A 21,063-nucleotide genomic window follows, 5' to 3' on the forward strand; every position below is an offset into this window, starting at 1 on the left:
TTCGGTGCATCAGCGCATGCGCAGCGCGCCGTCGATGCGGATGACTTCGCCGTTCAGGTAACCCATCTCGACGATGAATCCAGCCAGCCGCCCGTATTCACGCGGATCACCCAGACGGGGCGGATTGGGCACGTCGGCGGCAAGCTGCTGCTGCACCTCTTCCGGCAACCCGGCCAGCATCGGGGTCATGAAGATACCGGGCGCGATGGTCATGACGCGTATGCCGGTCGAGGCCAGATCACGGGCCATGGGCAGGGTCATGCCCACCACACCACCTTTGGAGGCAGCATAGGCGGCCTGACCTTTCTGACCGTCGAAAGCCGCGATCGACGCCGTGTTGATGATCACCCCGCGTGCGCCGTCGGGTTCGGGTTCGTTCCGCGCCATCTCGGTTGCGGCGAGACGTGACACGTTGAAGGTGCCGACCAGATTGATGTCGATGGTTCGCTGGAACGCGTCCAGCGGGTGGGGGCCATCCTTGCCGACCGTCTTGATGCCATAGGCGATACCGGCGCAGTTCACGGCGGCCGTGATCTTGCCCATCTTGTCCGTGGCCAATGCGATGGCAGCAGAGACCGAGGCCTCGTCAGTTACATCCGTATTCGCAAAGTGCCCATTGATATCCTCTGCCACCTGCGTTCCCCGGTCGGCGTCCCGGTCCAGAATCGTGACCTGAGCACCGTTTTCGGCAAAATAGCGGGCAGTGGCTTCGCCCAATCCGGATGCGCCGCCGGTGACGATCGCGGCTGTGGTGGACAATTGCATGGCGGGTTCCTCTGCGGTGATTTGAACGTGCGTTCATTTAATGGGAAGAGGCTATGCCTGTCCAGTCGTGTGTGCAGGAAGGTCCGTTTCCGTCCCAATTGGGTAGTGTATCGCCTGACGGGTGGTTTCACTCGGCGGCTGAGACGTCAGGAATGGTTGCTGTGACAACGTCCGAAGCTTTGATCTTGTAGACTGAAGGCGCGAGTTCGCTCTGAGACTGTCGGATGAAGATTTCACCTGTCACCCAAACCGGGTCCGCAGATATGTCGACGCCTTCCGGATACTCAACAGAAATTACCTGATCAGGAAGTGGTGCGGTTGGATGCCGGCACGTCTGAGACAACAGTGGCACCAACAGGAAGTCTTTCACGTCCTTGAATTCAAACTCAACGGGATGAGCGTACCCGGCAATGAGAACAAGGCCGCCTTCCAGGTCAGAGTTCCCCGGCACGCATTCGGCAATCTGCATCGATAGCATGCGATCGCTTAAGTCTCTGGGCAGGCAACTTGGGTTTGACAGGTATTCATCCAAAAACTGAGCGCACTCGACAAGGCGGCCTTCGCGAAGATCAGACCATGAAATCTTCTGCGGCTCGGACTGTGCTGCCAAACCGGTCAGAGAAACAAAGAAGACTGAACATACCGGAAGCCTAATTGTCATTCTGACCGTGTGAAACAGTGAGCGGGCTTTTGTAATCCGGTTCGGTCAGACCCTGTTTACGCATCGCAATGCCGGTCAGGCATTCCCTGATCGTTCGATTGGCATTCAAAGCCGAAACGTAGGTTGGGTCCATCAACGGAGCCAGTTCGACAATTTCGAACCCAATCACATTCGACTCGGCGCAGAGACGACGAATTATCGGAAAGATCTCGCGCGGCATCAGGCCGCCAGGTTCGGGCGTTCCCGTGCCGGGGACAAATGCCGGGTCAAAAGTGTCGATGTCGAAAGAGATATAGATAAACTCCGGCCCGTCATTTGCTTCGACAATGACGTCTTCCATAACCGCGTCCCAGCCGCGATGTTCGATCTCGGCCATGGTATGATAGCGGAATTGGTTGGTGCGCATCCACTCAAACGCTTTTTCATCCGGGTAGTATCCGCGCAATGCGACTTGAATGAAGTTTTTGCCCTCGACCAAGTCTTCTTCGATCAACCTGAAAACAGGCATGCCATGGTTGATCAGGTGTCCAAAGCCATACTTTCCGGCATCGTAGTGTGCATCGAAATGAACGACGCCCACATTGCCTTTTCCATAAACGTCCGTCATCGCAGCGACGTTTGGGTACATCAGTGAATGATCACCACCAACAATAAAAGGTATCACATGGCTGCCGTCAGCGTGTTGCACTGCCGCTGCCTGACCAACAAAAGAACGGACCGCATGAATTGTGCGCTCGGTGCTCATGATGTCGTTCGGGGCGTTTCCGTAGTCAACAACTGTCATTTCCTGCAGCGGATCAACCATGACGTGCATATGCGGCTGCCGCGCCCCACGGCCGAGATACAACGAGGAGTTACGAACTGCATTCGGACCGCGCGACGCCCCGCGTGCGCCGGTCCCCATGTCAGTAAAGGCACCCATGATGGCGACGTCAACTTCAGCAGCGGCTAGATCGCCGGGCGTGAATGCTAACGGTTGGTGCAAGAAAGTTGGGAGTTGCATATAGCCTTGACCAGGGAAACGCTGAGGGTCGACAACCCCGGGTTCTCGTCCTTCACGCTCTCCTTCAAAACTTGGCAAAGGAGTGCGCCATGCATTGTAAGTTGGATCTTCAGTGTCCAAAGGAATAACGGGTTGTTCCCCCTCACGGATCGGTGCTTGGGCACCTTCGAATTCATGACCATAAATTTGAGCGTTTGCGGAACTTGCAAAGGCAACGCACAAAATAGCGAGCGTGAATTGGAGACTTTGAAACACCGGAGGCTCCTCCCTTGGTTTTGGCTGAACCGAAACTATCGCCGAAACTGCGGATTTTCGCAAATTCTGGCTCGGGCGTGTCCTTTGCACTGGGATTTAAGGCCTTTTGTCAGCATGTTTTTCCTCCTGCAAATCCAGAGTTTCTTTTCCAGACTTGCGACCTTGTCCACTTAGCTGGCGCTCCGCCCACGGTTAAGCTTGGCGGTCAAACGAAAACGGCCACCGGTCAGATGGCCGCTTCGAAGAATTGTATTTGTCTTCAGCCCAGCTGCACCAGCGCATGACGCTTTTTTCCGGCGCTCAGCTTGATCGGTGAAGACAGCGCGCCTGCGTCGATCATCAGGCCCGCATCCGTCAACGGTGCGTCGTCCAGTTTGGCGCCGTTTTCGGCGATCAGGCGTTTGGCTTCCTTGCCCGATTTTGCCAGGCCGGATTTCACGATGATCTGCACGATGGACATGCCGTCGCCCAGTTCATCCACGCTGAGGGTCAGGGTGGGCAGATCACCTCCGACACCGCCTTTTTCGAAAACCTCGCGGGCGGTGGCTTCTGCCGTCGCGGCGGCGTCGGCCCCATGCAGCAGCGTGGTGACTTCGTTGGCGAGACGGATTTTGGCCTCGTTGATCTCGGACCCGGCCAGCGCGCCCATGCGGTTGCATTCCTCGACAGGGAGTTCCGTGAAGATTTTAAGGAAGCGGCCCACATCTGCGTCGGTGGTGTTGCGCCAGAACTGCCAGAATTCGTAGGCGCTCAGCATGTCACCGTTCAGCCAGACCGCGCCGCCCTGCGACTTGCCCATCTTGCGGCCATCGCTGGTCGTCAGCAGCGGTGTGGTCAGGCCGTAGATCTCCTGATCCAGAACCCGGCGGGTCAGGTCTATGCCGTTGACGATATTGCCCCACTGGTCTGAACCGCCCATCTGCAGAACGCAGCCATAGCGGCGGTTCAACTCGAGGAAGTCGTAGGCCTGCAGGATCATGTAGTTGAACTCGAGGAAGGACAGCGATTGTTCACGGTCCAGGCGTGATTTCACCGATTCAAAGCTCAGCATCCGGTTGACTGAGAAATGCCGCCCGATATCGCGCAGGAAATCGAGGTAGTTCAGACCGTCCAGCCATTCGGCATTGTTCAGCATCAGCGCGCCGGTCTCGCTGTCGTCATAGGACAGGTATTTGGCGAAAACCTGCTTCATGCCCGCGATATTGGCGTCGATCTGTTCGGGGCCCAGCAAAGGGCGCTCGTCCGAGCGGAACGAGGGGTCGCCCACCTTGGTCGTGCCGCCGCCCATCAGGGTGATCGGCTTGTGGCCGGTCTTTTGCAGCCAGCGCAGAACCATGATGTTCATCAAATGACCCACGTGCAGCGACTGCGCCGTGGCGTCATATCCGATATAGGCAGTTTGCACCCCGCTGATCAGCGCGTCGTCAAGGCCCTGATAATCGGTGCAGTCGGCGAGAAAGCCGCGCTCGATCATCGTGGCGATGAAATCCGATTTGGGGTGGTAGTTCATATCGTGCCCTCGGGGTTGATGTTGCGGGGCACTGTATAGGCGGCGGGATGGGTAAGGGAAAGGCACCTTTTTCGCTGAGATCGATGCCTAGGGGTCTTTCGGTTCAGGTGACTGGTCGACCGGTGGCAGGCTGAACGCGTATATCATTGCGATCAGGTTCAGCACCGCCAGCACGAAAATGGGCGTGACCGGGTCATGCAGATGGGCCACGGCGCCAAGAATGGCGGCGAACACGATGCCGACCAATCCGGCAATCACGTCCCCCAGCGCGACAAGGTAGGGACGTTCCTTTTCCTCGGTCAACTCGATCAGATAGAGGTAGCGACCGTAGATCACGCCATTACCTCCGACGGACAGCAGCAGGATCACCAGCGCGTAGAGCCAGACGTTCTGTGCGTAACCCAGCATCGTGAACGCCAGCGCCAGAATGGCCGATATCATCGAAATCAGGCACCCCAGCCACATGACCGGCTTGACCGATATGCGCCCGCTGAGCCAGCCCCAGACGACCGAGCCGATCACGACACCTGCGCTGGCGGCCATGACGAAGTAGCTGAGCGAGTGTTTGGTGCCCACATGGTAGGTCGCCGCGTGGATGGTGTAGAACGGCATGGCCAGTTCCACCGAGATGAAGATCATACGGGCGGTCAGAAATTTGCGATACCAGCCCAGGGCCATGCCGGTTTTGAAGCCGGTGGCAAGCTCGGCGAGGGGTTTGGGCTTTTGTGCCGGTGCGGGTTTGGCAGCGTGTTCTTCCTCAAGCAGGCGGACTCCGGCAAAGCTGATACCGGCGGCAAACATCGCGACAACACCGCACCACATGACGACGATATGGCGTTGCAGGGGTTCTTCTGAGGCCAGAAGATCCTTGGTGATCCAGACGATCACAATGGCCAGAACGCCCGAGATCGTGGCCTGGGCAAAGACCATCCGGTTACGCTTGGCCTTGGGAACCGACACGCCGTAGATCTGGCTGGTGCCAAGGCTGGTGATCCCCTGACACAGGCCCATGATGATCGCGGTGATCAGGAACAATGCGACCACCATGATCTGTGGCAGGTTGGTGGCAAACAACGCCACGACGGCCAGGATGGCCCCGGTCAGGATGTTTGGGATATAGACCGCCACTTTCGCGCGCGTCACGCGGTTGATGAAGGGCGAGACGAAGATTTCTGCAATCAGCCTTGCGCCGGTGACAAACGGCAGCAGCAGCCCTGCAACGAAGGTGGGGGCACCAAGCGCAAGATAGAGGAATGGCAGAACCAGCCGGGGGTTGACCAGTTGCCCGCCGATCGTCGCCAGCGCGCCTGACCAGAAAATCAGCTGGTAGTTGCGGGCCTCAATCGGATTGGTGCCCTCGGGGGTGTCCGGTCGCTGCATCAGGTAATGACTCGGGTGTTCTGGTTTCCATATGGTTGTAACTTGCCATACTCCGTCACTTTTTCGCAAATCCCGCACAGTCAGATCGCGGTGCCGGGTTGGATATAGATTTGAGGCAACGATTCCGGTTGCCTTGTGATCGGCGAATTCCATGCGACTTGCTTTGTACGGCTATACATGGGCAGGTTGAGCCTGACGCCGGGATTTCAGGCGCAGAATGAAGTTGCAGGAGAGACAATGGTGGGGCAGGCCATCAAGAAAAACGGGTCCGTCAGAGCTTTGGGCGCCATGTCCGGAACTTCCCTGGACGGGGTGGATGCCGCCGTAGTGGTAACGGACGGGCGCGAGATTCTCGGGTTTGGGGAAAGCCTGTACCGCGCCTATTCGGATGAGGAACGCACGCTGTTGCGCAGGGCGCTGGGACGCTGGCACGGCCCCGAGGTCGACGCAGCGGAGGAGTTGGTGACCCGCGCCCATGCCGAGCTTCTGTCAGAGTTCGAAGAGGTGGACGTTATCGGGTTTCACGGACAGACCCTGGCCCATGCGCCGAAAACACAAGGGACGTTGCAGGTTGGCGATGGCGTTGGCCTGTCGCAGGCGCTGGGCTTGCCGGTGGTCTGGGATTTCCGCAGCGACGACGTGGCGATGGGGGGCGAGGGGGCGCCGCTGGCACCGTTCTTTCACTTTGCCTGCGCCAAATGGATTGGCGCGACCCGGCCACTGTGTTTCCTGAACCTTGGCGGGGTCGGCAACCTGACCTATGTGGATCCGGCCTGTGCCGGGCCAGAGGCGCCGGGCGCGCTGCTGGCTTTTGACACGGGTCCGGCCAATGCGCCGGTTGACGATCTGATGCAGGCGAGGTTGGGTTTGCCAATGGATCGGGACGGGGCCGTGGCGCGGGGCGGTTCGGTGGAGACCGGCGCGCTTGAGCTGTTTCTGGCCGAGCCGTTCTTTGCCCGTATGCCGCCGAAATCACTGGATCGCAACGATTTTGCGGAGATGATTGAACTGGTCAGAGAGCTCGGCGATGCGGATGCGGTCGCAACCCTGACCGGGATGTGCGCGGCCGGTGTGGCGCAGGGGATGGAACATTGCCCGAAACCGCCCGAACGGGTGCTGGTTACGGGCGGCGGACGGCGCAATCCGGTGCTGATGAAGATGCTGAGTGTGTCACTGGATTGTCCGGTCGAACCGGTCGAGGCCGTCGGACTGGATGGCGACATGCTGGAGGCGCAGGCTTTTGCCTATCTCGCCGTGCGCGTCGCGCGGGGGCTGCCGACCTCGTGCCCGGGAACAACCGGGGTCAAGGCGTTGGTGGGGGGCGGGATTGTATCCTCGCCGTCCCCTGGGGTCGCGGTTGGCGGGTAAGGGGCGCTGCCCCTCGGCCTTGCGGCCTCACCCCGGGATATTTGTGGCCAGATGAAGAACGGATCCTAACGGCTAAGGCTTTGGGTGTAGTCCGAGGTGAATTCGGCATAGCCGTTTGACGTGGATTTCAGATGCGCCTGTGTCCAGCGGTGCAGTTCGGGCAACTGATGGAACGGGACGTTCGGAAACGCGTGGTGTTCCGCGTGGTAGGGCATGTTCCAGGCGAGAAAGCGGATCAGCCTGTTGGTAAAGGTGGTGCGCGAGTTTTCCAGCATGTTGGCGACGGGCGGGCAGAGGCCGTGTTCGGCCAACAGGTAGCGACGCAAGAACGGCTGGCCGATCAGAACCGGAAGGATCCACAGCCAGAAGAGGGTTGGGGAAAACAACAGGCTGAGGACCGCGAGGGTGTAGAGGGACAGGAGACAGCGCGCCTCGGCCCGGATTGCGCGATGCTGGCGGGCGGGCGGGTAGGGCGCGTCGATCCTGCCGAAAGCGTTTCGGAACATCACCTGTGCCATGCCGGACCAGTAGGGCCAGCCGCTGAGGTAGACCGCAAGGCTGCGCCAGTTGTCCGGGCGGGGCTTGCCGTCGAGCTCGGGGTCATTCTGCGGGTGATTGGTCCATTTGTGGTGGGCCAGGTGGAAAAAGCGAAACCATGTGAAGGGCAGCGCGATGGGAACCGAGACCACGTGGCCGACCGCGTCGTTGAGCCATCCGGTCCGGAGCGGGGTTTTGTGGGTGCATTCGTGGCTGAGCGTGAACAGGAAGACAAGAAGAATGCCCTGCGGCAAGAGCAGAACGGGCCAGAACGGGATTTGTGCAGCGATGCCGGCACTGGTTGCAGTCAGAACCCCAAGATAGATCAGAAGATGTTTCAACCCGAAGATGTCCGAGCGCCTTTGCAGACGGTCCTTTGTGTCTGCCGGGATGGAAGAGACGAGTGCGCGGTGATCCATGAGGTCAGCCGCGCGGGATGTCGAAGCCGGGTTCGGCCAGTTCGAAGCCTTCGAACTGAAACCCCGGCGAGACCGTGCAACTGACCAATGTGTAGGCGCCAGTGCTGCGGGCGGATTGCCAGTGGTTTTCCGGCACGATCAGTTGCGGCTCACCCTCAGACAGATTGGCGGTGAGCAGGTGGTCGGTGGCCGGGCCGTGGCTGGTTGCGCTCAGCGAAAGGACCAACGGCGCGCCGGCGTGGTAAAGCCAGATTTCGGTGGCATCGACGCGGTGCCAGCGGCTGCTTTCGTCTTGCCGCAGAAGGAAATAGATGCAGGTTCCAGTGGCGCGGCCTGAATTGCTGGCGCGCCAGGTTTCCCGGAACCAGCCGCCTTCAGGGTGGCGCTGCATTTGCAGGTGATTGATGATCTCTTGTGCGGTCATTTGATCCTCGGATGTTCGGGGCAATTATGCACGGGATGGCGTGATCCGCTATGGCAATCGCAGGCACAGGCCATATGTTTGGCGCATGACCCTGACGATCCCCTTTGACAATTCCTACGCCCGGCTGCCGGATTCGTTTTTTGCGCGGCAGGCGCCGGTTCCCGTTCGTGCGCCGCAGATGATCGCGTTCAATGCCGATCTGGCCAAGGTTCTGCGAATTTCCGCGGGTGATGTGCAGGAAATGGCCGAGACCTTTGCCGGAAACGCCGTGCCTGCAGGGGCCGAACCGTTGGCGCAGCTTTATGCCGGGCATCAGTTCGGGCACTACAATCCGCAACTGGGCGATGGCCGCGCCGTACTTTTGGGTGAGACGGTCGGCACGGATGGGGTGCGCCGGGACATTCAGTTGAAAGGGTCCGGACCGACCCCGTTTTCGCGGCAAGGGGACGGACGCGCCTGGCTGGGTCCTGTGCTGCGCGAATACGTGGTGTCCGAAGCCATGCACGCGCTGGGCATCCCGACGACCCGGGCGCTGGCGGCAGTGGAAACAGGTGAGGTTGTTCTGCGGGAAGGTCCGTTGCCCGGCGCGGTTCTGACCCGTGTGGCGCAAAGCCATCTGCGGGTGGGTACCTTTCAGGTGTTTGCCGCGCGCGGGCAGTTGGACAGTTTGAAACGACTGACGGACTATGCGATTGCGCGCCATTATCCCGACGCAGACGGCCCTATGGGCCTGCTGCGTGCGGTTGTCGACGCGCAGGCGCAACTGATCGCGGGCTGGATGAGCGTGGGGTTTATTCACGGGGTGATGAACACCGACAATTGCTCGGTTGCCGGAGAGACCATCGATTACGGGCCGTGTGCCTTCATGGACAGCTATCATCCGAACACGGTCTACAGTTCGATTGACCGGATGGGGCGGTATGCCTATTCCAACCAGCCCGAGATTGCCGTCTGGAATGTGGCGCAACTGGCCACATCGCTGATCCAGCAGATAGAGGACAAGGAAGCCGCCGTCGAGGAGGCGACGGAGATCGTGCACGCCATGCCCGAGCTGCTGCAGGCGAACTGGTTGCGCCGGTTCCGGGCCAAGATCGGTCTTGCGACGGCAGAGGACGGCGACCTTGAAATGATTTCCGACCTGCTGACACGGATGGCCCAGAACGGCGCCGATTTCACAAATACCTTCCGCGCGCTGGGCAGCGATACGGCACGGGACCAGTTCACCGAACGCAAGGCGTTTGACGCCTGGGCCGAAGGATGGAGCGCGCGTCTGGCACGCGAGGCAGACCCGCAAAGCGCTATGGCAATGGCCAATCCGGCTTTCATCCCGCGCAATCACCGTGTCGAACAGATGATTCAGTCCGCCGTGAAAGGGGACTACGCGCCGTTTCACAGTCTGAACAAGGTACTGGCGAACCCATACGTGGATCAGCCCGATGCGGCCGACCTGATGCGGCCCCCGACCGAGAATGAAGTGGTCCGGGCGACCTTCTGTGGCACGTGAGCGCAGAGGCTAGGGTGTCGCCTGATACGGGTTGATCGTGTCCGGCCAGCGCCGCTGGTACTGGGTGACCAAAAGCAACACATCCGATTCAGGCAGCGCGGTTCGTGAATCGCTGATCATGCGTAGGTTCAAGGTGTCGATTTCGTCTGCAGTGACGGGGCGGCCCGGATCATAGTAGACTGTCACCAGAAAGCTGCGCCCCTGTTTTGTCACGGACATGTCCCGCAAGGTTCCGCCGTCTTCGGCGATGGCTTCGCGTAGGGCCCGGCGCGCGGTCGCCAGGTGTTCGGGGTTTGCGGTGACATTCGCCAGTTCTCCCAAACCGCCCCGGAACTCGCGAAAATAGGTACCGACAGCCAGCAGACAGAGCACCAGAACGATGATCGAGTCCCCGATCGGAGCGATGGGCGCAAGGGGGCCATCGCGGAATAGGTAGATGGCGCCCAGACCCAGTCCGGCGGCGGCGGTGATCATGCCATCGAAAAGCGAAGCGCGGGCCTCCAGACGCAGGATCGAACTGTTCTTTCCGGTCTTTCGCCAGGTGAAGTGATGAAAGGCCCAGAGGAAAAGACAGGTGGCCCCGATCGTCGCGAAATAAACGAACATCGGCGCGAAATTCAGCGGCTCGGGATCAATGCCGCTGAGATAGCTGTAGATGTTCTTGATTGCGTTTGTGATGGCGAACAGGACAAGCCCCAGCAGTGACAGGGCACGGAAGGTGGAGAAGATGGCCTCGTCCGCCGCATATCCGAAAGGACGCAGCTTGTCGGGTCCTGCGCCGACGCGCTGGCTGATCCGGCGGCCCAGAACGGCAGAGCCGAAACCGATCAAGGAAAACAGGCCATCCATCATAATCGCATTGGAGTTTGACAGGATACCGGCCAGAATACCGGCGCCAGCCATGAACAGGTTGCCCCACATGGCCACAAGCAGCGACCGACCCTCGAGGCGTTTCTTCTTGTCTGTGTCCGGCATTGCCATCCCGTTTTACCCCGAAGTAACATCAATCCGCTGCACAAATAGTCAATGGCGTGCATTTCGCCAATGATTTGAACTGCGCGGATATTGCACCGAAAAACAAGTATTCCGGGGTTGCACACGGGAACGGGCGACGCAATCTTAGAGGTCTACGACAACCGGAAGCCCATGACCCGTTCGCCGACCCTTCGACTTGCCAGCTACAACATTCAGAAATGCGTCGGGCTGGACCTTCGGCGCCAGCCGCAGCGTATCCTTCAGGTTCTGGAGGGAATGAAAGCGGATATCGTGGTGTTGCAGGAGGCCGACAAACGTCTGCCGCCCCGGCCTGCGGCGCTGCCGCATTTCATGCTGGACGAAGCTGGCTGGAACATTGTCGACCTGGGCGGCGCGGGCAGCCTGGGCTGGCACGGGAACGCGGTAATCTGGCGGGGTGACGCCATACAGGTGCGCAGCGCATCCCATCACGAGTTGCCGGGGCTGGAGCCGCGCGGGGCCGTTCAGGTGGAATTCGATACTCAGATCGGTCCGCTTCGGGTTATGGGGATGCATCTGGGCCTGCTGCCCGCATCACGCCGCCAGCAGTTGACGCAACTCAGGCGCAGCGATGCGGGGCAGAACAGTATGCCGACTGTCTGGGCGGGGGATTTCAACGAATGGTCGCGTCAGCCCGTGCTGGATCACCTGGTTCCGGGCATGCGGTTTCTGCCTCCGGTCGCAAGCTTTCCGGCGGCGCAACCCCTGGGCGCGCTGGACCGAATCGCGCTGGGCGGCGGCCTTGAGGCAATGCTGCACGGTGTACATAACGCGCGGCCGGCGCATATTGCGTCGGATCATCTGCCGGTCTGGGCTGACCTGCGGTCTGCAGTCTAGGGCGCACTGGAAAATCACCTGTGGCGCGCGCCGTGCAGACGTACTAAGACAGAAACCCGAACACTTCTGGGGGTCATCATGCCGGATACGATCATCACCCGATGCGAAGCCAAAGGGCTGCGCATGACGGGGCAGCGCCGCACAATTGCCCAGGTGCTGGAGGAAAGCGAAGACCATCCGGATGTCGAAGAACTGTACACGCGCGCCTCGGCCGTTGATTCCGGCATTTCCATTGCAACAGTCTACCGGACCGTCAAATTGTTCGAAGAGGCGGGAATACTGGAGCGGCTGGAATTCGGCGACGGACGCGCGCGGTATGAGGACGCCGAGCGCGATCACCACGATCATCTGATCGACATGCAGTCGGGCGAGGTGATCGAGTTCGTTGATCCCGAGATCGAGGCACTGCAGGAAAAGATTGCCGCTAAGCTAGGCTACAAGCTGAAAGGGCACCGGCTGGAACTGTATGGTGTGCCGCTGGAACAGGACTGACCTATCACGAAAAGCGATTGGTCGCTTCAAATCAATTCATTAAACCTGTCGTAATCCGGCTTGCGACGTCGCGAATGTTCCGGTTTTGGTGACTCACAGGCTCAGATTTTTTCAGCCCACCCAAACGGACACGCGCATGAACAACTTAAACGGCATATTGCTGATCATTGGCTCGATGGCGGCCTTTTCGCTTGAAGACATGTTCATCAAGCATCTGTCGACCAGTGTTTCGACCGGCCAGATCATGATTGTTCTGGGGCTGTTTTGCAGCCTTGTCTTCGTGCTGATGTCTTTGGCCACACGCAAACACATCTTTGACCCGGTGGCGTGGCAGCCGTTGCCTCTGGCCCGTGCCGCGACCGAAGCGGTGGGGGCACTGACCTTTGTTACCGCCCTGTCGCTTGTCGACCTGTCCACAGTTGCAGCCGTGTTCCAGGCGATGCCGCTTGCGGTGACAATGGGGGCGGCGCTGTTTCTTGGGGAACAGGTAGGCTGGCGGCGGTGGAGCGCGATTGGCGTTGGCTTCATCGGTGTTTTGATGATCATTCGTCCCGGACTTGAAGGTTTCCAGCCCGAGTCCCTGTTTGTCGTGGCAACCGTGATTGCCATTGCGGCGCGGGATCTGATCACGCGGAAACTTGATGTTCGCGTTGCGTCATCTGTTGTGGCGCTGCAGGCCTACATCGCGGTGGCGTTTGCCGGTGCGGTTCTGATGGTGTTTTCGGCTCAACCGGTCATTCCGCTGCAAACGGCGCAGATCGGTCCTTATCTTGGCGCGATCGGGTTTGGCGTTCTGGGATATTATGGCATCGTAACCGCGATGCGGATCGGTGAGGCGTCGGCCCTGACGCCATTCCGGTACACCCGCCTTGTCTTCTCGATTGCGGCGGGGATGCTGATGTTCGGCGAGCGCCCCGACCAAATGACACTGGCCGGTGCCATGCTGATCATGGGTTCCGGCCTTTACACCTTTGTTCGCGAGCGCCGTCTGGCGCGTGCCATTGCAGTTGCGGCCTGACGGATCTTCGCAGTTTGGCGCAAACAGGGTGCTGTTAGCCCTAAAGGCCACCTGTTTGATGTGTTAGCGATAACATGACCGGTTTACTTTTCACCCGTTGATGGTATGAGGCGTGCAACTGAACGCAGCCACAGGGACGGGCCTTATGAGCACCATCATCGACATCCATGCACGTGAAATTCTGGACAGCCGGGGCAACCCGACGGTCGAAGTGGACGTGATCCTGGAAGACGGCACCATGGGCCGCGCCGCTGTGCCCTCTGGCGCATCAACCGGCGCCTATGAAGCGGTGGAAAAGCGCGATGGCGACAAGTCGCGCTATATGGGCAAGGGCGTTCTGGAAGCCGTCGCCGCCGTGAACGGTGAGATCGCGGAAGAACTGGTGGGTTGTGACGCGACAGAGCAGGTGGCGATCGATCAGGCGATGATCGAACTGGACGGGACCGAAAACAAGGGCCGTCTGGGCGCCAACGCCATTCTGGGTGTCTCGCTGGCGACTGCCAAGGCCGCAGCGGATTTCACCACGCAGCCATTGTATCGCTATGTGGGCGGCACTTCGGCCCGTGTTCTACCTGTACCGATGATGAACATCATCAACGGCGGTGAACATGCAGACAACCCGATAGACATTCAGGAATTCATGATCATGCCCACCTCGGCCGCGAATATTCGCGAAGCCGTCCGGATGGGGTCCGAGGTGTTCCACACGCTGAAACGTGAACTGTCGGCCGCTGGTCTGGCCACCGGTGTCGGCGATGAGGGTGGCTTTGCCCCCAATATCGCGTCCACCCGCGAGGCTCTGGATTTCATCCTGCAGTCCATCGAAAAGGCAGGCTACAAGCCAGGCGAGGAAATCCACCTGGCGTTGGATTGTGCGGCAACCGAATATTACAGGGACGGCAAATACGTCCTGTCAGGCGAAAACATTTCACTGACGTCCGAGGAAAATGCCGAGTATCTGGCGGCGCTGGTCAAGGATTACCCGATCATCTCGATCGAAGACGGCATGTCCGAGGATGACTGGGACGGCTGGAAAGCCCTGACCGACATGATCGGCGACAAGGTGCAGTTGGTGGGTGATGATCTGTTTGTAACCAACCCGGCGCGTCTGGCCGAAGGGATCGAGCGCGGTTGTGCCAACTCGATGCTGGTCAAGGTAAACCAGATCGGATCGCTGACCGAGACCCTGCGCGCTGTCGATATGGCGCATCGCGCACGCTACACCAATGTGATGTCGCACCGCTCAGGCGAGACCGAGGACGCAACCATCGCTGATCTGGCGGTTGCAACCAACTGTGGTCAGATCAAAACCGGCTCGCTCGCGCGGTCGGACCGGCTGGCCAAGTACAACCAACTGATCCGGATCGAGGAGTCACTGGGTGAGGTCGCGGAATATGCCGGAGCATCGATCCTGCGCTGAGTCGGAGCCTTTCGGCAAAAATAATAAGAATCCTGACTGAAGATCATTGCGGAGTCAGATGCTTTGGCCCGCGTGTCAAAAAAACATGTTCCTCCCTCGCCGATTAGGCGGGGGCGGGGTACGGCATTTCAGTGAATTGGGGATAGGTGCCTCGGACAAGAGTTCCCGTAGTCGCCCGGTTCATGCCATTCGGCAAGCAGCTTGGGAAACATGATTGTTTAACGGGTTCTGGCCGAGTTGTGGGGCGCAGCAGTGTGGTAGAACCGAGCTGATCAGCAATCGGGTCTATGTTCGCCCATCCAGGGCTTGGGAGAACCAGAGCGGCGTCAAACAGGTGCCAGATCGGTTGCTCATTCTATGTGTTACAAACGATAGGGCTTTTGATGGGGGGCGTTTTCAAGCTGCCGCCTTGCTGTCTGTCACTGGAGCATGTGGTGAAAATCTCAGTTCTCCGTATCGCTTTCAGGTTGTGGCAAAGGGGCGCGTTTTGTCGCGAAAGTGTAAATTTCGGGATGCGAGGACAGAAAATATTCAAAAAATCCGAGACGAAATTAGGAAAACGCTCGAAAAGTCCGATCGCTGGATCGTCTATGGTTATCAATGCTCTAGCAGTGAATATGCTGGTCAAAAGACCGCGAAAACAGACATATCGGCGGAAAATGGCCGAGTATTATATCGTTATGTGTGAACTTGTTCCTAACGGCGGTGTCTCAACATGAGTTATCCTGATTGCATTGCAGAAAGGAGCTCACGATGTCTGTATCAAAATTCCTTCTGATGGTTTCGGCCCTGTCCGTATCCTTCCTTGCGGCCTGCGCAGGACCCGATACCTACCCGATCACAGGGATGCAGGTGTCTCAGGATGACCCGGTTCAGGAAATGTATAACCCCGATGTGATCTTCCGCGGGGAAAGCCGCTAGAGCGTTCTGCTCATCAGCATATAGCGGTCGCGGGCCTTGAAGCCGCTGCGCAGATAGAGTTTTTGCGCAGCGTCATTGGTGCGATCGACTTCCAGATGCAGGGCCGTCACTCCGGCCTCGGCAAGGGCTTTGGGCAGATCGTGCAGCACTTCGGAAGCGATACCGCGGCCACGCACGGCCGGGCGGATGTAGATTTCATCGACAAAGCCGTCCATGCCGCCGAACTCGACCGACCACCCGAAAGTCAGGATGATATAGCCCAGCGGAGCCCGGCCGGGGCCAATCAGGTAGATGCACCCATGCGGGATTCCTTCCAGAAGGGGACGCAGAGCTTCGCGCCGCTGGTCGGCATCCTGTTCAATTCCGGTCTCGGCATGGAATGCGGAAACCAGCGTCATCAGGCGGTCCAGGTCGTCCGGTCGGGCGAGGCGGAGTGCTGCGGTCATAGCCGGGCCAGCCTTTCTGTAAGCAGTGCAAAGAAACCATCAGCGTCCAGATCGCCCATGAATGTGGCGTTTGGTGCGCGGTCGGTGACGCCCCACCAATCTGCGACGGTCATGCCCATGGTCAGTTCCGAATGGGTTTCAATCTCGATATTGATGTGACGCCCGCTGAACAGGTCGGGACGGATCAGATAGGCGGTGACGCAGGGATCGTGCAGCGGAGCGCCTTCGCTGCCGTATTTGTTCATGTCGAACCGCTCGAAGAAATCAGTCATTTCGGCCACGGCGATGCCGACCTTGTTGCCGAGCGCACGGAAGGCGTCATTTCGGGGTCTGGTGACAAGTGCCTTGTGAGTGACATCCAGCGGCATGACGACGATAGGCCTTCTGGATTTGAACACGATATCAGCAGCTTCCGGATCGACGTGAATGTTGAATTCTGCTGTTGGGGTGATGTTTCCGACCTCAAAATAAGCCCCGCCCATCAGGACAATTTCCTGAACGCGGTCGACAATGTCGGGGGCCTTCTGAAACGCCGTTGCGATATTGGTCAGCGGACCCAGCGGGCAAAGCGTCACGGTACCCGGTGCCTGTGTACGCAGGGTATCGATGATAAAATCGACCGCGTGGCCTTGCGCCAGCGGCATCTGCGGGTCGGGCAGAACCGGGCCGTCCAAGCCGGTTTTACCGTGCACATGTTCCGCAGTGATCAGAGGGCGGTTCAGCGGGCGGTCGCATCCGGCATAAACGGGCACTTCGGTGTGACCAGCCAGTTCGCAGACGATACGCGCATTCTTGGCCGTCAGTTCCAGCGGCACGTTTCCGGCGACGGCGGTGATGCCCAGAACCTCGACCTCTTCGGGGCTGGCCAACGCCAACAGGATGGCGACGGCATCGTCCTGTCCGGGATCGGTGTCGATTATGATCTTGCGGGCGGTCATGCTCTGCCTCCGGGGGTGGTGAAGGTCGGACACTGACAAGCTGAGCGTGTCTTGTCCAGTTGTTTCAGGCCCCGTTTGTTGCGCTCACCGGCGGGAGTTTGCCATTGGCGCGGTGTTCCTCGATTTTCACCTCGTCCCACAGCGCATCCATCTCGGCCAGATCACTTTGGGTGGGCGTCTTACCGCGTTCGGCCAGCCGGGCTTCGACCTTTTCGAAGCGGCGGGTGAACTTGGCGTTTGTGCGGCGCAGGGCGGCCTCGGGTTCGATGCCTAAGTGGCGGCCAAGGTTGACGATCACGAACAGCAGATCACCGAATTCGTCCTCGAGCGCGTCGGCATCCATGCTGTCGCGCGCCTCTTCCAGTTCAGCGGCCTCTTCCGTGATCTTGGCCAACACGTGGCTGGCATCGGGCCAATCAAATCCGACCCGGGCGGCGCGTTTTTGCAGTTTATGGGCACGCAGCAGGGCAGGCAGGTTGGCCGCAACCCCGTCCAACGCGCCTTTCTGTTTCTTGCCTGCACGCTCTGCCGCCTTGATGGTTTCCCAGTCCGCTGTCTGTTGTTCGGCGGATTTATCGCGGGACTCGTCGCCGAACACATGCGGGTGGCGGTCGACCATCTTGTCGGACATGGTGCGAACCACGTCCTGAAAGGTGAAATGCCCAGCCTCTTCAGCCATTTGCGCGTGAAAGACGGATTGAAACAGCAGGTCTCCCAACTCGCCCTTCAGCTCGTCATACGCCTCACGTTCGATGGCGTCAGCGACCTCGTAGGCTTCTTCGATCGTGTAGGGGGCGATGGTCGCGAAATCCTGTTCGATATCCCACGGACAGCCCGATTCGGGGTCGCGCAGGCGGCGCATGATTTCCAGCAAGCGCTCGATCCCAGCGTCAGAGTCGGTGATCAGCGGATTTTCAGCCATTGCGAAGCCCCTTGTTCCGGTGTCAGATGCATCCATCCCGCAGCTTGGATCAGGAGTCCACCCCCGATGCCCGTCGTCAACCGAATTGCCGATTTCTCTGCCGATATGGCCGCATGGCGCCAGCACCTGCATAAAATCCCGGAACTGGAGTTCGAATGCCATGAAACTGCCGCTTTTGTTGCGGACCGTCTGCGCGAGTTCGGCGTGGATGAACTGCACGAAGGGATCGCCAAAACCGGCATGGTCGCCATCATCAACGGGCAGGGTGAAGGGCCGACCATTGGCCTGCGTGCGGACATGGATGCGCTGCCGATCACGGAGGAGACGGGTGTCGCCTATGCCTCGACGAATCCGGGCAAGATGCATGCCTGCGGCCATGATGGGCACACGACCATGTTGCTGGGGGCCGCGCGGTATCTGGCCGAGACACGGAATTTCCGGGGGCGGGTTGCGCTGATCTTTCAGCCCGCCGAGGAAGAAGGCGGCGGGGCCGGCGTGATGGTGGAAGAAGGCATCATGGACCGGTTTGACATCTCGCAGGTCTATGCGCTGCACAACGCGCCGGGCATTGCCGAAGGGGCGTTCCACACAACGCCCGGCCCGATCATGGCGGCGGTCGACACGTTCGAGGTGCATATACAGGGCAGGGGCGGCCATGGCGCGATGCCGCATGAAACCCGCGATCCGGTGATGGCGGCCTGCGGTATCGCGCAGGCGATCCAGACCATCGTCAGCCGCAATAACTACGCGTTGGATGATCTGGTGGTTTCGGTCACGCAGATTCATACCGGAACCGTGAACAACGTGATTCCCGACACGGCCTATATAAACGGCACCGTGCGCACCTTTGATCCCAATGTGCAGAAGATGGTGATGGAGCGGATGGAGCAGATCGTGCAGGGGCAGGCGGTATCCTACGGTGTCGAAGCGCGGCTGGACTATGACGTCAGTTACCCAGCCACGGTTAACGATGACGCCAAGGCGGTATTTGCGGCTGAAGTCGCCCGCGAGGTTTCCGGCGATGACCGGGTCACGGCCGATAGCGGGCGCGAGATGGGGGCCGAGGATTTTTCCTATATGCTGCAGGCACGTCCCGGCGCATATCTGTTTCTGGGACAGGGTGAAGGTGCAGGATTGCATCACCCGAAATACAACTTCAACGACGACATCGCACCGGTCGGGGCCTCATTCTTTGCCCGGATCGTGGAAAAGGCGCAGCCGCTGGGCTGACAGGGAGAAGACATGGCACTGGAAGACGCAAAAAACCAAGTGGATGAGGCGTTCACCAATCCCGACCTCAAGGGGTTGTCCTACGAGAACACGTTCGGGGGCGCGACCTCGTTCCTGCGGCGGCTGTATACCAAGGATCTGAGCGGAGTTGACATCGCCGTGACAGGCGTACCTTTTGATCAGGCCGTCACCAACCGCCCCGGCACCCGTCTGGGCCCCCGCGCGATCCGCGAGGCCAGCGCCCTGCAATCGCCCGATGCGCCTTATGGCTGGCCCTTTGATGCGCTCAGCGAACTGGCCATCGTCGACTATGGCGACATGGCCTACGACTATGCCAACATCCCGGCCTTTCCCGACACGCTGACCGATCACATCCGCACCATTCTGGAGGCGAATGTCGCCTCGGTCACGCTGGGCGGGGACCACTACATCAGTTTTCCAATCCTGAAGGCCTATGCCGAGAAATACGGGCCGATATCGCTGCTGCAATTCGATGCGCACACGGACACCTGGGCCGATGACGACATGTCCCGCGTGGACCACGGCACGATGTTCTACAAGGCGGTGAAATCCGGGATCGTGGACCCGAAACGCTCGGTTCAGGTGGGGATTCGCACACACAACGAGGATACGCTGGGCGTCAACATCATCGACGCGCGCGAAGTGTATGAGTCCGGCCCTGCCGCCGTGGCGCAGAAGATCAAGGGTATTCTGGGCGACAGTCCCGTTTACCTGAGCTTTGACATTGATGGGCTGGACCCTGCCTTTGCCCCCGGCACCGGGACGCCTGTCTGGGGCGGGCTGACCTCGATCCAGACGCAGATCATTCTGCGCGACATCGCCGGGATCAACATCAAGGGCGGCGATGTGGTCGAGGTTTCGCCTCCGTTCGACACCTCCGGCGCCACTGCGATTGCCGGGGCGCATGTGGCGACGCAGATCATTTGCCTGCTGGGCTGGAACAAGCTGGCTCCGGTTTAACATTTGGTTAGTCATACTTCCGGTATTTGCTTGATTGTATGACCGGGCAGAAGGGACAACAGGCATGGCAGATTTCAACCAACCGATCAGCGGCAATGATCTGGCCCGGTTTTCCGGGCCGAACACGTTCATGCGCCTGCCGCAGGCGGCCTCGCTTGAGGGGCTGGATGTGGCGGTTTTGGGTATTCCAATGGATATCGGCACCTCGTGGCGGTCGGGCACGCGGTTCGGGCCGAAACAGATCCGAAGTGAAAGCGCGATGATCCGGCCCTATAACATGGCGACATTCGCCGCGCCGTTTGACAGTTTGCAGATTGCCGATATCGGCGATCTGGCGATCAATACGTTTTCGCTGGCTGACAGTCTGACGATCATCAAGGACAGCTATGACGGCATTCTGGCGCAGAACGTGACCCCGGTGGCGATGGGGGGCGATCATTCGATCACCCTGCCGATCCTGCGCGCGATTGCGGCAAAGCACGGTTCGGTCGCCCTGGTGCATGTGGATGCCCATGCGGACGTGAATGACGAAATGTTTGGCGAGCGTGAGACCCATGGCACCGTCTTCCGCCGCGCCTACGAAGAGGGGCTGATCATTCCCGACAAGACCTTTCAGATCGGAATTCGCGGGTCCGGCTACGCCGCCAGCGATTTCACTGAAGCGAAGGGATGGGGTTTCCGCCAATATCCGGCCTGGGAACTGTGGCAGCAGAACCTGACCGAGATCGGCTCGCTTATCCGCAAGTCTGTAGGGGATCATCCGGTTTACATCACCTACGACATTGACAGTCTGGACCCGGCCTATGCGCCCGGCACCGGGACACCCGAGATTGCGGGGCTAACCACACCGCAGGCGCTTCAACTGATCCATGCGCTTGGCGGCATGAATGTCGTGGGCTGCGATCTGGTCGAGGTTTCGCCGCCCTACGATCCGTCCGGCAACACGGCGCTGACAGCGGCGAACCTGTTGTTTGAATTGATCTGCATCCTGCCCGGAGTGACGTCACGATAACCGGGG

At 59.6% G+C, this 21,063-nt stretch carries 22 protein-coding genes; 11 read left to right on the forward strand and 11 right to left on the reverse strand.

The window, feature by feature from the left end; all coding sequences use genetic code 11:
* Window positions 1–9: 9 nt before the first annotated feature.
* From AC2FIR_RS01675 to AC2FIR_RS01695, 5 genes are all read right to left on the reverse strand, one after another.
* Window positions 10–765: a 3-hydroxyacyl-CoA dehydrogenase gene (locus AC2FIR_RS01675; protein WP_480490101.1), complete on the reverse strand. Its 756-nt coding sequence runs from the start codon at window positions 763–765 to the stop codon at window positions 10–12.
* 127 nt (window positions 766–892) lie between these two features.
* Window positions 893–1,234, reverse strand: coding sequence for a DUF3299 domain-containing protein (locus tag AC2FIR_RS01680; RefSeq protein WP_480490099.1), 342 nt, complete (start codon window positions 1,232–1,234; stop codon window positions 893–895).
* 181 nt (window positions 1,235–1,415) lie between these two features.
* Window positions 1,416–2,684 (reverse strand): agmatinase family protein, encoded by a 1,269-nt coding sequence (locus AC2FIR_RS01685; RefSeq protein ID WP_496715118.1) that lies wholly within the window; start codon window positions 2,682–2,684, stop codon window positions 1,416–1,418.
* A gap of 259 nt (window positions 2,685–2,943) precedes the next feature.
* Window positions 2,944–4,194 carry a tyrosine--tRNA ligase gene (gene tyrS, locus AC2FIR_RS01690; protein ID WP_170677471.1) on the reverse strand — a complete coding sequence of 417 codons (1,251 nt, stop codon included), beginning with the start codon at window positions 4,192–4,194 and terminating at the stop codon, window positions 2,944–2,946.
* 87 nt (window positions 4,195–4,281) lie between these two features.
* A complete protein-coding gene (locus AC2FIR_RS01695; protein WP_480811698.1) occupies window positions 4,282–5,574 on the reverse strand; it encodes an MFS transporter in 1,293 nt (430 codons plus the stop codon).
* Window positions 5,575–5,811: 237 nt separating this feature from the next.
* Here AC2FIR_RS01695 and AC2FIR_RS01700 point away from each other — a divergent pair, with 237 nt between their 5' ends.
* Window positions 5,812–6,942 carry an anhydro-N-acetylmuramic acid kinase gene (locus AC2FIR_RS01700; RefSeq protein WP_496744201.1) on the forward strand — a complete coding sequence of 377 codons (1,131 nt, stop codon included), beginning with the start codon at window positions 5,812–5,814 and terminating at the stop codon, window positions 6,940–6,942.
* Between the two features lie 65 nt (window positions 6,943–7,007).
* Here the strand turns inward: AC2FIR_RS01700 and AC2FIR_RS01705 are convergent, their stop codons facing one another.
* Window positions 7,008–7,898 carry a fatty acid desaturase gene (locus AC2FIR_RS01705; protein WP_496743816.1) on the reverse strand — a complete coding sequence of 297 codons (891 nt, stop codon included), beginning with the start codon at window positions 7,896–7,898 and terminating at the stop codon, window positions 7,008–7,010.
* A gap of 4 nt (window positions 7,899–7,902) precedes the next feature.
* Entirely contained in the window at window positions 7,903–8,322 is a 420-nt protein-coding gene (locus tag AC2FIR_RS01710; protein WP_496743819.1) for a cupin domain-containing protein, read from the reverse strand.
* Window positions 8,323–8,407: 85 nt separating this feature from the next.
* Between AC2FIR_RS01710 and AC2FIR_RS01715 the strand changes: the two genes are divergently transcribed.
* A complete protein-coding gene (locus AC2FIR_RS01715; protein WP_496761843.1) occupies window positions 8,408–9,826 on the forward strand; it encodes a protein adenylyltransferase SelO in 1,419 nt (472 codons plus the stop codon).
* 9 nt (window positions 9,827–9,835) lie between these two features.
* On the opposite strand, the gene AC2FIR_RS01720 is transcribed toward AC2FIR_RS01715, so the two are convergent.
* Window positions 9,836–10,801: a cation efflux transmembrane domain-containing protein gene (locus AC2FIR_RS01720; protein WP_480811694.1), complete on the reverse strand. Its 966-nt coding sequence runs from the start codon at window positions 10,799–10,801 to the stop codon at window positions 9,836–9,838.
* A gap of 171 nt (window positions 10,802–10,972) precedes the next feature.
* On the opposite strand from AC2FIR_RS01720, the gene AC2FIR_RS01725 reads away from it, so the two are divergent.
* The 6 genes from AC2FIR_RS01725 to AC2FIR_RS01750 all read left to right on the forward strand — a co-directional run bounded on the left by AC2FIR_RS01725 (window position 10,973) and on the right by AC2FIR_RS01750 (window position 15,528).
* A complete protein-coding gene (locus tag AC2FIR_RS01725) occupies window positions 10,973–11,677 on the forward strand; it encodes an endonuclease/exonuclease/phosphatase family protein (RefSeq protein WP_170610549.1) in 705 nt (234 codons plus the stop codon).
* Window positions 11,678–11,755: 78 nt separating this feature from the next.
* Window positions 11,756–12,169 carry a Fur family transcriptional regulator gene (locus AC2FIR_RS01730; protein ID WP_170610551.1) on the forward strand — a complete coding sequence of 138 codons (414 nt, stop codon included), beginning with the start codon at window positions 11,756–11,758 and terminating at the stop codon, window positions 12,167–12,169.
* 136 nt (window positions 12,170–12,305) lie between these two features.
* Window positions 12,306–13,187, forward strand: a complete 882-nt coding sequence (locus AC2FIR_RS01735; protein WP_496761845.1) for a DMT family transporter — start codon at window positions 12,306–12,308, stop codon at window positions 13,185–13,187.
* Window positions 13,188–13,332: 145 nt separating this feature from the next.
* The gene (eno, locus tag AC2FIR_RS01740; RefSeq protein WP_496743825.1) at window positions 13,333–14,607 is read left to right on the forward strand and encodes a phosphopyruvate hydratase; all 1,275 of its coding nucleotides are present in this window, start codon (window positions 13,333–13,335) and stop codon (window positions 14,605–14,607) included.
* A gap of 214 nt (window positions 14,608–14,821) precedes the next feature.
* Window positions 14,822–15,295 (forward strand): hypothetical protein, encoded by a 474-nt coding sequence (locus AC2FIR_RS01745; protein ID WP_496743827.1) that lies wholly within the window; start codon window positions 14,822–14,824, stop codon window positions 15,293–15,295.
* 65 nt (window positions 15,296–15,360) lie between these two features.
* Entirely contained in the window at window positions 15,361–15,528 is a 168-nt protein-coding gene (locus AC2FIR_RS01750) for a hypothetical protein (RefSeq protein WP_170610563.1), read from the forward strand.
* On the opposite strand, the gene AC2FIR_RS01755 is transcribed toward AC2FIR_RS01750, so the two are convergent.
* The 3 genes from AC2FIR_RS01755 to mazG form a co-directional block, all read right to left on the reverse strand.
* On the reverse strand, window positions 15,525–15,974 hold the full coding sequence (locus AC2FIR_RS01755) for a GNAT family N-acetyltransferase (protein WP_170610566.1): 450 nt from the start codon (window positions 15,972–15,974) through the stop codon (window positions 15,525–15,527). The genes AC2FIR_RS01750 and AC2FIR_RS01755 overlap by 4 nt on opposite strands.
* Complete coding sequence (locus AC2FIR_RS01760; protein WP_496743829.1) at window positions 15,971–16,912, reverse strand: nucleoside hydrolase; 942 nt, start codon at window positions 16,910–16,912, stop codon at window positions 15,971–15,973. The genes AC2FIR_RS01755 and AC2FIR_RS01760 overlap by 4 nt, the downstream gene beginning before the upstream one ends.
* Window positions 16,913–16,976: 64 nt before the next feature.
* Window positions 16,977–17,834, reverse strand: coding sequence for a nucleoside triphosphate pyrophosphohydrolase (mazG, locus tag AC2FIR_RS01765; protein ID WP_170610572.1), 858 nt, complete (start codon window positions 17,832–17,834; stop codon window positions 16,977–16,979).
* Between the two features lie 66 nt (window positions 17,835–17,900).
* Between mazG and AC2FIR_RS01770 the strand changes: the two genes are divergently transcribed.
* The 3 genes from AC2FIR_RS01770 (at window position 17,901) to speB (AC2FIR_RS01780) (ending at window position 21,057) form a co-directional block, all read left to right on the forward strand.
* On the forward strand, window positions 17,901–19,064 hold the full coding sequence (locus AC2FIR_RS01770) for a M20 aminoacylase family protein (RefSeq protein WP_496743831.1): 1,164 nt from the start codon (window positions 17,901–17,903) through the stop codon (window positions 19,062–19,064).
* Between the two features lie 12 nt (window positions 19,065–19,076).
* Window positions 19,077–20,045 (forward strand): agmatinase, encoded by a 969-nt coding sequence (gene speB / locus AC2FIR_RS01775; RefSeq protein ID WP_170610578.1) that lies wholly within the window; start codon window positions 19,077–19,079, stop codon window positions 20,043–20,045.
* Window positions 20,046–20,109: 64 nt separating this feature from the next.
* Window positions 20,110–21,057 carry an agmatinase gene (gene speB / locus AC2FIR_RS01780; protein WP_480522432.1) on the forward strand — a complete coding sequence of 316 codons (948 nt, stop codon included), beginning with the start codon at window positions 20,110–20,112 and terminating at the stop codon, window positions 21,055–21,057.
* Window positions 21,058–21,063: the final 6 nt, after the last annotated feature.

It is taken from the genome of Ruegeria sp. CDSB136, assembly GCF_059610965.1.

Coding starts and splice junctions, on each gene's coding strand:
- AC2FIR_RS01705 (WP_496743816.1), bottom strand. CDS start 7,898: ATGGATCACCGCGCACTCGTCTCTTCCATCCCGGCAGACACAAAGGAC.
- AC2FIR_RS01725 (WP_170610549.1), top strand. CDS start 10,973: ATGACCCGTTCGCCGACCCTTCGACTTGCCAGCTACAACATTCAGAAA.
- AC2FIR_RS01760 (WP_496743829.1), bottom strand. CDS start 16,912: ATGACCGCCCGCAAGATCATAATCGACACCGATCCCGGACAGGACGAT.
- AC2FIR_RS01720 (WP_480811694.1), bottom strand. CDS start 10,801: ATGCCGGACACAGACAAGAAGAAACGCCTCGAGGGTCGGTCGCTGCTT.
- AC2FIR_RS01770 (WP_496743831.1), top strand. CDS start 17,901: ATGCCCGTCGTCAACCGAATTGCCGATTTCTCTGCCGATATGGCCGCA.
- speB (WP_170610578.1), top strand. CDS start 19,077: ATGGCACTGGAAGACGCAAAAAACCAAGTGGATGAGGCGTTCACCAAT.
- AC2FIR_RS01735 (WP_496761845.1), top strand. CDS start 12,306: ATGAACAACTTAAACGGCATATTGCTGATCATTGGCTCGATGGCGGCC.
- AC2FIR_RS01730 (WP_170610551.1), top strand. CDS start 11,756: ATGCCGGATACGATCATCACCCGATGCGAAGCCAAAGGGCTGCGCATG.
- AC2FIR_RS01695 (WP_480811698.1), bottom strand. CDS start 5,574: ATGCAGCGACCGGACACCCCCGAGGGCACCAATCCGATTGAGGCCCGC.
- AC2FIR_RS01715 (WP_496761843.1), top strand. CDS start 8,408: ATGACCCTGACGATCCCCTTTGACAATTCCTACGCCCGGCTGCCGGAT.
- AC2FIR_RS01710 (WP_496743819.1), bottom strand. CDS start 8,322: ATGACCGCACAAGAGATCATCAATCACCTGCAAATGCAGCGCCACCCT.
- AC2FIR_RS01750 (WP_170610563.1), top strand. CDS start 15,361: ATGTCTGTATCAAAATTCCTTCTGATGGTTTCGGCCCTGTCCGTATCC.
- AC2FIR_RS01755 (WP_170610566.1), bottom strand. CDS start 15,974: ATGACCGCAGCACTCCGCCTCGCCCGACCGGACGACCTGGACCGCCTG.
- AC2FIR_RS01700 (WP_496744201.1), top strand. CDS start 5,812: ATGGTGGGGCAGGCCATCAAGAAAAACGGGTCCGTCAGAGCTTTGGGC.
- eno (WP_496743825.1), top strand. CDS start 13,333: ATGAGCACCATCATCGACATCCATGCACGTGAAATTCTGGACAGCCGG.
- AC2FIR_RS01675 (WP_480490101.1), bottom strand. CDS start 765: ATGCAATTGTCCACCACAGCCGCGATCGTCACCGGCGGCGCATCCGGA.
- AC2FIR_RS01680 (WP_480490099.1), bottom strand. CDS start 1,234: ATGCAGATTGCCGAATGCGTGCCGGGGAACTCTGACCTGGAAGGCGGC.
- mazG (WP_170610572.1), bottom strand. CDS start 17,834: ATGGCTGAAAATCCGCTGATCACCGACTCTGACGCTGGGATCGAGCGC.
- speB (WP_480522432.1), top strand. CDS start 20,110: ATGGCAGATTTCAACCAACCGATCAGCGGCAATGATCTGGCCCGGTTT.
- tyrS (WP_170677471.1), bottom strand. CDS start 4,194: ATGAACTACCACCCCAAATCGGATTTCATCGCCACGATGATCGAGCGC.